Annotated in this window: 12 protein-coding genes; all 12 read right to left on the reverse strand. The window is 42.9% G+C overall.

Annotation, left to right across the window (positions count from 1 at the left end; translation table 11 throughout):
• Positions 1-9: 9 nt before the first annotated feature.
• A complete protein-coding gene (locus tag BMX69_RS10510; RefSeq protein WP_100042311.1) occupies positions 10-1,893 on the reverse strand; it encodes a BglG family transcription antiterminator in 1,884 nt (627 codons plus the stop codon).
• A 306-nt stretch (positions 1,894-2,199) separates the two neighbouring features.
• Positions 2,200-3,117, reverse strand: a complete 918-nt coding sequence (locus BMX69_RS10515; RefSeq protein WP_100042312.1) for a transporter substrate-binding domain-containing protein — start codon at positions 3,115-3,117, stop codon at positions 2,200-2,202.
• A gap of 41 nt (positions 3,118-3,158) precedes the next feature.
• Positions 3,159-4,424, reverse strand: coding sequence for a nitrogenase component 1 (locus BMX69_RS10520; protein ID WP_054789902.1), 1,266 nt, complete (start codon positions 4,422-4,424; stop codon positions 3,159-3,161).
• Between the two features lie 60 nt (positions 4,425-4,484).
• Complete coding sequence (locus BMX69_RS10525; protein ID WP_100042313.1) at positions 4,485-5,945, reverse strand: nitrogenase component 1; 1,461 nt, start codon at positions 5,943-5,945, stop codon at positions 4,485-4,487.
• Between the two features lie 25 nt (positions 5,946-5,970).
• Positions 5,971-6,726, reverse strand: coding sequence for an amino acid ABC transporter ATP-binding protein (locus tag BMX69_RS10530; protein ID WP_100042314.1), 756 nt, complete (start codon positions 6,724-6,726; stop codon positions 5,971-5,973).
• Positions 6,727-6,743: 17 nt separating this feature from the next.
• Positions 6,744-7,451, reverse strand: coding sequence for an amino acid ABC transporter permease (locus tag BMX69_RS10535; RefSeq protein WP_100042315.1), 708 nt, complete (start codon positions 7,449-7,451; stop codon positions 6,744-6,746).
• A gap of 14 nt (positions 7,452-7,465) precedes the next feature.
• Entirely contained in the window at positions 7,466-8,182 is a 717-nt protein-coding gene (locus BMX69_RS10540; protein WP_100042316.1) for an amino acid ABC transporter permease, read from the reverse strand.
• 21 nt (positions 8,183-8,203) lie between these two features.
• A complete protein-coding gene (locus BMX69_RS10545; RefSeq protein ID WP_100042317.1) occupies positions 8,204-8,959 on the reverse strand; it encodes an amino acid ABC transporter ATP-binding protein in 756 nt (251 codons plus the stop codon).
• Positions 8,952-9,662, reverse strand: coding sequence for an amino acid ABC transporter permease (locus BMX69_RS10550; RefSeq protein WP_100042318.1), 711 nt, complete (start codon positions 9,660-9,662; stop codon positions 8,952-8,954). Before BMX69_RS10550 ends, BMX69_RS10545 begins: the two co-directional genes overlap by 8 nt.
• Positions 9,659-10,360, reverse strand: coding sequence for an amino acid ABC transporter permease (locus tag BMX69_RS10555; RefSeq protein WP_100042319.1), 702 nt, complete (start codon positions 10,358-10,360; stop codon positions 9,659-9,661). The genes BMX69_RS10550 and BMX69_RS10555 overlap by 4 nt, the downstream gene beginning before the upstream one ends.
• Positions 10,361-10,364: 4 nt before the next feature.
• Positions 10,365-11,195: a transporter substrate-binding domain-containing protein gene (locus BMX69_RS10560; protein ID WP_054789896.1), complete on the reverse strand. Its 831-nt coding sequence runs from the start codon at positions 11,193-11,195 to the stop codon at positions 10,365-10,367.
• The gene (locus BMX69_RS10565) at positions 11,192-11,626 is read right to left on the reverse strand and encodes a NifB/NifX family molybdenum-iron cluster-binding protein (RefSeq protein ID WP_054789895.1); all 435 of its coding nucleotides are present in this window, start codon (positions 11,624-11,626) and stop codon (positions 11,192-11,194) included. The genes BMX69_RS10560 and BMX69_RS10565 overlap by 4 nt, the downstream gene beginning before the upstream one ends.
• Positions 11,627-11,640: the final 14 nt, after the last annotated feature.

An 11,640-nucleotide genomic window follows, 5' to 3' on the forward strand; every position in this document is an offset into this window, starting at 1 on the left:
CTGTGGGGATCAGCCATCAATAAGATGGCGCAGTTCAGAATCCCCGTTCTTCACCTCCACCAGCCCTTTCCTTAAGTCCAGAAGAATGAAATGGATCTCCTTGATTGCCGCTCCATTTAACAAGACCTCCTCTTTAAGACAGAAGATATAGTACTGCTGATGAGGCTCGGTTCCTGTAAAAATATTGATGTACTTTTTCTTTTCTTTCGCTACATAATCCGTATGGTAAATGGCGCTGTGAATTAATTTATAAAACCCCAGTTTCGTATAGCCGGGAGCAATATGTTCCCGCCAGAAATAATCCGCAATGGTTTCTGCCAGGTCTTCTATCCCACAGTCCAGCCCCACCATATCCGGGGATCCCATGTAATTTAAAATGGCTCCCACTTTTCTCTTCTTTGAAATAACTTTTGCCCAGATGTCATAAGAAAACTTGTTGAAAAAATCGTAATAGTAAATAGGTATAGGTAAATAATCCGATTTGAATTTCAGCCCTGCCGGCAAAAAGACGTAATCATACTTTGAATAATCAAGCCCCCCAGTTTCGTATAAATAATGGGAATGAAAATGAATATTCAATTCATCAGCATTTAACCTAAGCCTCCTTATGATCGTTGAATCAGCTGCCCTTCCTATTTCATTGATCAGAATGACATTGGTTGGCTCATACTGGTTCCGGATGCGGTAGACTAGATTATAGATCAGAATGATCATCTCGTAGTACATCATGTCCTGTATCTCATCGGTTCTGTGCCCCGGAAGCTCATTGTAAATATAATTTGCCAAAGCCTGGGAGGAAATCATCCGGTTAGTTCTGCATTTTATGGAATAGGGAAATTCCAGCTCCACAATGCCCCACCTGTTTCTCAGCCGCCATTTGCAAAAAAACAGGAGAAGGTGGTCACTGACCTCTTTATAGTGAGTAAGGTCCAAAAATATGCTGTCCTTTAAAAATTTCATAACCTCTTGATAGGTTTCCAGACCCTCGGGCGCTGTTTTCATAAAGCTTTCCTCAGCCCCGTCTTCAAACAATTCCCGGTTGCTCAATAGAAAAACTGCCATGTAATAGTATTCGGCAAGCTCCTTGCCCTCTCCTAAAATTCTTTGCCCCACAGAAAATTCCTCTAGTTTTTCAAGCTGAGGCGGGAAATCCTGAGGCTTCATAGTTCCACAGCCTGATCTTAAAGGCAAAACCGCCAGATAAAGGACCAGCCTTTGAAATCCCGTATCAGGCACCCGGTACCCGGTTTCATATAAAACTGATTTCAGCCTTGCAATGTTCTTCCTGATGTCTTCTATGGCAATGCCGTATTCCTTTAAACAGTGAAATAGAAAGATGTTCTGCTGGGAATCATTATAAATATCACAAAAGTCCATCAGACAGGAACGGATGGCAAGCTCTTCTCCCGTCACCTTCATTCCGTGATAAGGGATGGAAACAATCTGTATCTGGTAAAACAGCAAGTATTTTCTTACGGTTCTCATATCCTTATTCAGAGTTGCAAGGCTTATGTTAAGCAAATCGGCCAGTTCTTCTGCCTTTATGCCGTTGACGGAGGACACAAGGCGGCGGATGATATGCTGAACCCTTTCCTTACGGCCCAAAAGCCTGTTTAAGGACAGATTCAGATAGCCATAGCAGGAACGTTTCAGCTCATCGATCCAAGACTTATCTTCAGGAAAATACTCCAGAAAATATCCTTTTCCCCTCTTATTGCGTATCCTTACATTGGATCTGCCGTATTGTTTCAGCTTATCATTCAGGGATGCTATTTCTATCTGCACCGTACGCTGGGAAATATCAAACATTTCCATAATCTTCTCATTTTCCACATAACTGTTCTCCAAAAGCATGTTTAAAACACTGATTTCCTTGAAGCTGCAATCAAGCATAAAACCACCTTAGAGGCTGACCTTTGTATTTGCGTCAAAACCTTTCCTTCCTGTATTTCTTTTTTACAGGCACTTTCTATGTACTCTGACTGCCCCATAAAATAAACAGGGCAGTTTTTGAGTTTATCGTATATTGTTAAGCGATGAAACCCAAACAATTACTTAAACCAAAACCTGCCTCTATATAATTCTATCATCTATTTCGGAAACTAACAATTATTTATTTTTTTCGCTTAGAGCAAAAAAATAAGCCGGATTTTCCTTTTTTAATTTGAGGATCCGACTTATTCTACTTTAGTTTTATGTTTATTCTACCGGAATCACCAAATCCTTATATTGGTCAATGGTATTTTCACCGGTCCATTTCTCCGCAATTTTCCCTAAGGTTCCATCCGCAAACATAGACTTTAACGCCTCGTCAAATTTATCAATAAATTCATCAGGCACCGACTGGTTAAATACCTGATAAACATCTTCTACAATTACCGGTTCATCAGAAAGAGTAAGGTTTTCCAGATTCAAATCTTTTTGTACCGTATCGTAAGAACTTTTATAGATCAAAAGTACATTTCTTTGATTGGTGGCAATCTGCTGCAAGTTGTCAGCCGCAGTAGTGTCGCCCGATGTATCCACAATATTAATTTCCTTTCCGGGATTGGCTGCATTGTATGTATCTATGATTTCTTTCTCATAGGAGGTAGAAGCAAATTCCAGTGTCTCTCCTGCTATGTCTGACAATGTCTGCAGATTGTCTTCTTTTCTGCCCGCCAAATACATAGGGCTTAAGGCGTAATACTGAGCAGGGAATTTATAGGTTTCTTTTCGGGCGGCACTTGCCACATATTGACCGGAGCCGAAATCAATGCTTCCCGCCTGCAAAGCCGCAAACAGAGCCGGAGACGCATCAAACCCTACAATTTCCACTTCATAACCGTCAATGCGGTTAAATGCCTCAGTGACAACGTCTTCCTCCAATCCGATCAGATTCCCTTTATCGTCTGTGTAGGAAAAAGGGAGGTGCGCCTGCTTTACACCGCAGCGAAGTACGATCGGTTCCGCGTTCGTGTTCGCTTCTGCCTCCGTTTTCACTTCTGATGCCGCTTCGTTTTTTACGTCCGTTTGGGCTGCTGTTTTTGTATCTGCCAGCTTTCCTGTGCTGCAGCCGCTTAGCCATAGCGCTGCGGCCAGCACTGTAATAATTAATGCACTTTGTTTTCCTTTCATAATCTTTCTCCTTTTTATATTTTAATCTTTATAAAACCATGTTAATAATGATTGTACATATCCTCCATCAGTGAAATACACCCCCGGATACCAATATGTGATTTGTTTAAAATCTCCTTATCCAAACAGGGAGCGGATACGGTCACAAAGAATGAGTCCAGTTTCTTTGCAATATTCTTTTCATAGGTACTCCCAAGGAGGAGTGTGGCCTTTCCCTGATATTTTTCCGCTATCTGTTCCACTAAGTACACGTCGTTTTCAAAGTATACTTCTGCTTTTCTGTCACAGACCAAAGCTTTGATATGAGCTTCAATTTCTGATTGAAATTTGTCGGGTACACTATCTGTACAAATCACAGCCAACGGAATGTGTCCATGATCGTTCGTCAGAAATCTGGAGATTCCCAATACAAAATTGCTCTCACCCACTAAAATATATCTGTGACGTTCAAAATTGCCCATAAGAGAATCAAAATATTCATACACATACTGTTGTTCTTCTAAAATCACTTTATCAACCAAAGCTTTCTCAAGATTCAATTGCTCTGCTATCTGACGGATCAAGTCTGCCACTGCCGTGGGGCCTATGGGCATCCCGGGATAATTCAGAGTAGGGATACCAAACGTTTTCTCGTAATAAGCATCCAGATTTTTATTGAGCCAGGCTGAGATATTAATATTTAAAGCCGCATTCCCGGAATCGGTTATCTGCTGTATCCCGTCTCTGGCAATAAAAAAAGTGTTCAGTTTTAATCCCAGCTTTTGAAAGATACGGGAAAGTTCCTCTAAATCCCCACGGAAGGTCATATCCTCACTTGGAACCTGACCATAGAGATTGACCAGCTTCGGATTGGTCTCTGTTTTTCGAGCCAGTTTTTTTACCACTGCCAGAAGTGTATTCTGATAGCCATAATAAGTATCTCCTTTAAATCCTGCCACATCAACCGTAATAATAGGATAAGGACTGTCGTCGAACTCCCGCACTACCGCCTCTATGTCGTCTCCGTTGATCCCCATGCTGCAGCCGGTAAGGACAGCATAAAGCTCACCGTCCATTACCTCTAAGCTTCCGGCTATGGTTTCTCTAAGCCTCTCCGCCCCTCCGAATACTACTTCCTTTTCGTAAGCGTTGGAACTGGGCATCCCGTGATATCCTCCCAAATAATAAAGGTTTGTTTGAACCGCCGCCTGCATACTGCATCCAGGACTGGCATGTAAAATAGGAATTCCCTTATATAGATTTCCCACTACGTCTATGGCACCGTTTAAAGAACAAAGAATCCTTGGGCGCTCCGTGCACTTTTTCATCTGACCTATCCTCCATTTTTTTCATTTCCTGCTTTGAAGCATTTTTACGACTCATAACTTTTATTGTGCCGGAAAATCAAAGTATTTAAAGGCATCCTCGTTATACCAACTGTCCCTGAAAGGAGGATCAGAAAAATCCTTTAATTTTTCATTGAAATTATTATTGTCCAAAGCATCCTCGATCTTCCGCCCCAGATACAAAACACCCCGGTATCCGAACGTCGGTCGTTTTCCATCCAAAATATGGGTTGTGGGAATCCCAAGTCTGGACACCCAGTTGGCCATGCCGATAAATACGTCCGGTTTTAATTTTTTTATTAAATTGATTTGCTCATATGGCTGCATATCTGCTACATTAATGAGGAATTCACTTCCGTGGTATTCCTCCAGACGTTCAAAATCTTCCACATACGCTTTTTCATAATAGGGAGCATGGATACACAAAAGCTTCATTCCATATTCTCCCATTAAGGTGGCGGCAGCCAAGCCACGCCCGGTGCCCGCTGTTATACAGACCTTAAGACCCTTCGTCTTATTCCTGATATGGCCGATTTCTTCTTCTACCTCGCCCCGTTCTCTCTCTATAAATTCCTCTGCCTCTTTTTCTTTCCCTACCAGTTTGGCAATGGCTCTTAACCACCGGTCTGTGCTGTCCGAACCAATAGGCATACAAGTGACGGTATATGGAGTCCCATATTCCTTATGTAAGAAATCCATATACTCATCCCCAAAAATCTGACATACGGATATGTTATACTCTGCCGCTGGGATCCGCATGATGTCCTCATAAGTAGCATTGTAAGGCATAATATTGGCTTCCAGGCCAATGGCCCGAAACATACGCTTCATCTCTAACTGATCCGCCAGACTTAAAGAATGGGTTGCAAATAAATTAATTAGACCTTTCTCCTTTTGGGGCCTGGCGTTCTTGATGACAAAGTTTTGCAGGGCGCTTAAAGCCAGATCATATCCGGTCGCGTGGTTTCTGGATTTAAAGCCTTCACAATGAATGGGGGCAAAAATCACATCCGGATATTCTTCCTGTAATCGTTCTGAAACAGCATCGATATCATCGCCGATAATAGCGGAAGCACATGAAGATAAAATAAAAATCATTTTGGGATGGTGCCTTCTAATCGCTTCTCTTGCCGTTTCCTCTAAGCGGCCTTCACCGCCTAATATCACTTCCTTTTCTCCTAAAGCGGTGGATATGATCCTGCTGGTTTCCCCATTGGTATCACCCATATGATGTTTGTAAATATTGATTCTTTCGATGGCTGCCAGACTGCCACATGCGGAACAGCCATAGGGAGAATGTATAATCATAACCGAATCCTGAATACTGGCCAGCGCATTTACACTGTTTACCTGCACACATTGAATCCCCTGCTCAAATGTTCTGTGGGCATTTTTTAAACAATTATTCTTTACTCTGTCACGCATATGACCGGCACTTCCTACCTGTGCATCGGTAAACCCCTCCCGGGTATCACGGATCTTATCCCTGATGATTCTTTCCATTTTACCAGAACCTCTTTCCTGATTTTTAGATGTAATAAATACTGTCCTGCGTATTGATACGCGTTAAAAACTGTTTGGTTCTTTCATTTTTAGGCTTGCCGAAGATTTCCTTTGGTGTCCCCGTCTCTACTACCAATCCCTCATCCATAAAGATTACCTGACTGGCAACTTCCTGGGCAAACGACATTTCATGGGTTACCACGATCATGGTAATCCCTGTCTGGGCCACCTTTTTTATCAGTTCTAATGTCTCACCCACTAATTCCGGGTCTAGAGCCGAGGTTGGTTCATCAAATAAGATTACTTTCGGAGAGAGGGCTACTGCTCTGGCAATCCCCACTCGCTGCTGCTGTCCGCCAGATAAGTTGACAGGATAATAATCCATGCGGTCAGACAGGCCAACCCATTCAAGTGTTTCCACAGCGATCTTTTTTGCCTCTTCTTTTGTCTTTTTCTGAACTGTCACCAGCCCTTCCATGACGTTTTCCAAAGCAGTTTTATTCAGAAATAAACCATAATTTTGAAATACAAAGGCACATTTTCTTCGAATATTCAAAGCTTCTTTTTTGCTGCTTTTTTTCATATTCACGGTCAAATCATCGATCGTCAGTTTTCCTTCATCTGCTTTTTCCAAAAAATTGATACAGCGTAAAAGTGTGGTTTTTCCAGAGCCGCTGGGTCCAATGATAACCGTTACATCACCTTTATTTACCTGAATGGAAATTCCTTTTAAAATTTGGGAGTTTCCAAAGCTCTTTTTCACATTTTCCATTTCAATCATGATGTCACTCCCCTCTATTATAAAGCAATTCCCTTTTTATATTTGCTCATCTTCTGCTCAAACGTACGAAACAGTTTGGAAAAGACAAAGCTTAAAGTTTCATAAATCACCGCAATCAGAAAAAATGCTTCCAGAAATTGATAACTGGGACTGGCCAGGGTATAAGCCATACCCGTAATTTCCACCACGCCCGAATAATAAGCCAGCGTGGAGTTTTTGATAAGACCGATAAACAATCCTCCCATATTAGGCAAGGCAATAACAAATGCCTGTGGAAAGATGATGCGAAAGCAAGCCTGTAAGGTGGTCATTCCTATGCTTTTCGCCGACTCTAACTGGCCGTGGGGAATCGCAAGCAAGCTGGAACGAAAGGTTTCTGAGGCAAAAGCCGCCTCTGAAATGCTCATGGCTATAATAGGGTAAATGATGCTTTTATTTCCCGCCACAGAGGCTACGGAAAGTCCATGCTCGAAGCGATAATAGGCGATGAACGTAGGGATGGCATAATAAATAAAAAACATAATGATTACCAAGGGCACGCTTCTCATAAAAGACACATAAACAGCAAATAGCCGGGACAAGCCTTTTATTCTATTTATCCGGATTAATGCGATTACAATACCAAAGATCCAGCCAAAGAAGGCGGAGAAAACGGTGATAATTAGTGTATTTTTTACTGCAGGTAACATTGCAGGCAGCATTGATGCAATAAATTCAAAATTCATGAATCTCCTCCTCTTTAAATGATCTGTATTTTTTTACCTTTGGTATACACCCGTTCCGCCCATTTGGTGATCTGCTCTAATAGGACACTTACCACCCAGAATATGATGGATACTCCAAGATACAGCTCGGCACGGTTTAGCCCATATAAATTAGAACTGATGAGCTTTGCTCTGCCGAACACATCCACAGCTCCGATGGAAAAGGCCAGTGAAGTAGATTTAAAAATATAAATAATGTTATTCCCTAAGACCGGTATGGCAACTCCAAAGGCCTGAGGGAAAATAATTCGACGAAAGGCAGTTAAATTCCCCATTCCCACGCTATAAGCTGCCTCCCATTGATACTGATCAACCGACAGATAAGCAGAACGCATCATCTCTGCCATATTGGCCGCCGAAGTAAGAGACAGAGTTGCAATAATAAAAGAATCCTTGCTCCAGGATGCCCCATTGATTCCGATCTTTTTTAAATACAGGGGCATGACAAAATAAAAAATAAATATAAGTACCAGGATGGGCATCCCCCTCATAAAAGCGATATAACCCTTAGCCATGGCGTTTAATAATTTACTTTTTGCCAAAGCCATGCAGGCAAATACAAAGCCAATGAGCAGGGAAAAGAGCAGGGAAAACAAAACCAGCTTTACAGTGACCGGAAAAGCGGTCATCACCTTTACCATGAGCCCCGGTATTTTCATAAAGTTAAAATATTTATTCATTTTAACTACCATTCCTTTCGCCTTGGTTATCTGTTATATCGAATAGTTGGAATCCAGGGAAATGATCCTTGATAAGAATTGTCTGGTCCTTTCTTCTTTCGGATTTGAAAAAATCTCTTCCGGACTTCCCTCTTCCACAACAATCCCTTCATCCATAAAGATCACTTTATTGGCAACATCCTGGGCAAAGGACATTTCATGGGTCACCACGATCATCGTAATTCCTTTTCCCGCCACTTTCTTAATGATATCAAGGGTTTCTCCTACCAGCTCCGGATCCAGGGCAGACGTTGGTTCGTCAAACAGAATCACTTCCGGATTTAAGACAAAGGCTCTGGCAATGCCCACACGCTGCTGCTGCCCGCCGGAAAGATTGCAGGGATAACAATGATATTTCTCCCCCAGTCCCACCCAGTCAAGGGCCTCCTTCCCCCGTTTTATGGCTTCCTCCCTGGGAATATGCCTAGCCGTAACAAGGCCTTCTATCACATTTTCCAATGCAGTTTTATTGGCAAAAAGATTGTAATTTTGAAAAACAAAGGCCGTTTTCCTTCTGATCTCCAGAATCTGCTTTTTGGTGGCTTTTTTTAAATCCACACAGGTATCTCCGATGGAAAGCTGTCCGCTGTCCGCATTTTCCAGGAAATTAATACACCGCAGCAATGTGGTTTTTCCCGAACCGCTGGGGCCGAGGACAACCACCACCTGGCCATCCTCCACCTTCACAGAAACATCCTTTAGGACCTGCTGCTTTCCAAAGGCCTTTTTTACATTCTTTACTTCAATCATATGGATTCCTCCTAAATCTGCCTGTATGGCGCCTTAAGACCTTTGCCAGGTATTCGATCATAATGGTAAATGCCCAGTATATGACTGCGGCCGCCACATATCCTTCAAAAAAGGAATACGTCCGGGAGCTTGGAATGGTGGCTCCTGCCACGATTTCAATAATACCGATGGCCATGACTACGGAGGAGGCCTTGATTAAGCCGACCACATGATTGATCAGGGTGGGGATCGCTACCGGGATCATCTGGGGGATAATGATCCTCCTGATGTTCTGGACCTTTGTAAGCCCCACGGAATATCCGGCTTCATCCTGCCCCTTGTCAATGGACAGCAGGGCTCCCCGGATGGCCTCTGATATGGAACACACCGCTGTAAGGCTCAATGCAAAAATTCCTACCCAGATATTATCTACATCAGAAGCTTTTGTTTTAATATGTAGGAATTCTGCCAGGTCATTGAATTTGAGCATGAAAACCAGGTTATATATCATCAGAGCCACCACAATGGGAACACCCTGATATACGGTAACAAAAATCCCAAGAAGCTTACAGAGAACAGGCACTTTATAGACCCTGACCAGCGCAATCACTGTTCCCAGCGTCAGGCCAATGGCCAGCGGAATGAACACAAGCCTCAGGGTATTGGGAAAATACTTCATACCATAAAGAAAGCTTTCATAAAAATGAGCTGTATTAAAATTCATTCTACCCCTTCTCTCCCATACTCCAGTTTTGTATTCAGGTAATAAAAAAGAAGCCGGATTGTTAAACTGATAACAATATAGATGATCACCACAAACACATAGGCTTCCAGTACGTGCTTTGTGGCCGCGCCGATGGATTTGGCCCTTCCCATGATATCCGTAACACCGATGAGAAATACAAGAGAGGAATTTTGAAACAGTCCTACCAGATCAGAGCCAAAGGGAGGCAGGGCAATCCTCAACATCTGGGGCAAAAGGATTCTTCGAAAGGTCTGAAGCTCCGTAAGTCCCACACTGAAGCCCGCCTCTGTCTGCCCATAGGGAATGGATGTGATTGCACCGTAAAATATGGCAGAAAGAAATGCTCCCTGATTTAAGATAAAGGTAATATAAGCAAACGTTACCGCACGGAACCCCCGGTTGATGTTGGTACCGAAAACAGGATCAATAAGGGCCGGTATCCCGTAATAAATAATCATCAACTGTACCAGCATGGGGGTTCCTCTCATGAATGAGACATACACCTTAAAAAACGGATTCAGGACCGGTATCTTTTTAAGCTCTGCCAGAACAATGAACGCGGCAAGAAGCACTCCGAATCCGGTGGCATAAACCACAATCCGAAAGGTCACCGATAAATACGGAAGAATTTTAGGGATATTTTCAAAGAACCGCTCCCAGCCAAACAGTTTATCCATACCATTACTCGCTTTCCGTATAATCCCCGCCGATTACATCCTTTGATATCTGTGCAAGCTTTCCGCTTTCCTTTAATTGCTTTACCGCTCCATCCACTGCCTCCTGCAGCCCGGTATTGTCTTTTGCATATACGAAGTATGTGGAAGAAGACTGGACCGGTTCTCCCGTCACCTTTAAGACATCCCTGCCGCCTCCATAGTTTTGATTCAGCTTTTCCGTATCCCGCTTTGTCAGGATGGTGGCATCCCAGACACCGTTTACAAGGCCTGTAACAGTCTCTTCATCGGTCGAATTATCCACGTAATCAATCTTTATGGGATTATCCGGATGGTCTTTATTATAATTCTCCAGGATATACACGGAATTTGACCCGGTGGAGCTTTTTATCTTCCGGCCCTTTAAATCATCAAGGGACTTAATATCCGTACGGTCATCTGTTACGGCAAGGTAGGTCACATAGGTGGTATATGGTTCTTTTCCAAATAAATATTTTTCATCTCTTTCCTTGTTCCATTCGTATTGATGAGCTGCAAGATCAATCTTGCCCGCATCAAGGGAAATCAGCACATTGGCAAAATCTGAGGTCTGATATTCAAATTCATACTGGGGGAGCAGCTCATCCACTGCCTTTAAAACCTCGTACTCATATCCGGCAAGGTCTCCTTTCTCATCCAGATAGCAATAAGGCGCATAGGCATTACCGGTTCCTACCACCACTTTCGTGACCCCTGTGTCTGCGGCCGCTATTTTCTTGCCGCATCCTGTCAGCATTGTCGCTCCCAATGCTGTAAGAACTGCTTTTAAACCGATTTTTTTTATCCATTGATTCATCATTCCCTGCCTTCCTTTCCTATTAATGTTTCATTCGCCATTCCCCGAAGTGACTGATGATGATCCATCCGGTGAAAATACCATGTGATTTTCTCCATTGCGTCTTCAATTTTCCCTTCCACATCAAAAGCGCTGACCGCCTTTTTCTCAAGCTGTTTCTGAATGTGAAAACCGATCTTTTTGCAGATAACACAACGGCAGTCTGTTATGAAATCTACCCTGAGTTGGTTTTCGTGAGAGCCTTCGCAGCCCCTTCCTTTGCACCCGTCCTGACAGAAGGAAGACCCCCCGGCTTCCTTCTGTGCTTCTCTTATTTCCAAAAGGGCGTACTTCCCTTCTTCTCGCACTTCATAGATGAAAAATTCATGGGCCGCCCCAAAATTCATATCTATATTCTCACCATCAGAAGATGCAACTGCAATTTTATATGGCATAATACTCCCTCCAT

Origin of the sequence: Lacrimispora sphenoides JCM 1415 (assembly GCF_900105615.1) — a bacterium.
Taxonomy (GTDB): domain Bacteria; phylum Bacillota; class Clostridia; order Lachnospirales; family Lachnospiraceae; genus Lacrimispora; species Lacrimispora sphenoides.

What these genes read in the sequence shown, in the direction of transcription:
- BMX69_RS10510 (WP_100042311.1), bottom strand. Translation starts at nt 1,893, where the DNA reads ATGCTTGATTGCAGCTTCAAGGAAATCAGTGTTTTAAACATGCTTTTG.
- BMX69_RS10515 (WP_100042312.1), bottom strand. Translation starts at nt 3,117, where the DNA reads ATGAAAGGAAAACAAAGTGCATTAATTATTACAGTGCTGGCCGCAGCG.
- BMX69_RS10520 (WP_054789902.1), bottom strand. Translation starts at nt 4,424, where the DNA reads ATGAAAAAGTGCACGGAGCGCCCAAGGATTCTTTGTTCTTTAAACGGT.
- BMX69_RS10525 (WP_100042313.1), bottom strand. Translation starts at nt 5,945, where the DNA reads ATGGAAAGAATCATCAGGGATAAGATCCGTGATACCCGGGAGGGGTTT.
- BMX69_RS10530 (WP_100042314.1), bottom strand. Translation starts at nt 6,726, where the DNA reads ATGATTGAAATGGAAAATGTGAAAAAGAGCTTTGGAAACTCCCAAATT.
- BMX69_RS10535 (WP_100042315.1), bottom strand. Translation starts at nt 7,451, where the DNA reads ATGAATTTTGAATTTATTGCATCAATGCTGCCTGCAATGTTACCTGCA.
- BMX69_RS10540 (WP_100042316.1), bottom strand. Translation starts at nt 8,182, where the DNA reads ATGGTAGTTAAAATGAATAAATATTTTAACTTTATGAAAATACCGGGG.
- BMX69_RS10545 (WP_100042317.1), bottom strand. Translation starts at nt 8,959, where the DNA reads ATGATTGAAGTAAAGAATGTAAAAAAGGCCTTTGGAAAGCAGCAGGTC.
- BMX69_RS10550 (WP_100042318.1), bottom strand. Translation starts at nt 9,662, where the DNA reads ATGAATTTTAATACAGCTCATTTTTATGAAAGCTTTCTTTATGGTATG.
- BMX69_RS10555 (WP_100042319.1), bottom strand. Translation starts at nt 10,360, where the DNA reads ATGGATAAACTGTTTGGCTGGGAGCGGTTCTTTGAAAATATCCCTAAA.
- BMX69_RS10560 (WP_054789896.1), bottom strand. Translation starts at nt 11,195, where the DNA reads ATGATGAATCAATGGATAAAAAAAATCGGTTTAAAAGCAGTTCTTACA.
- BMX69_RS10565 (WP_054789895.1), bottom strand. Translation starts at nt 11,626, where the DNA reads ATGCCATATAAAATTGCAGTTGCATCTTCTGATGGTGAGAATATAGAT.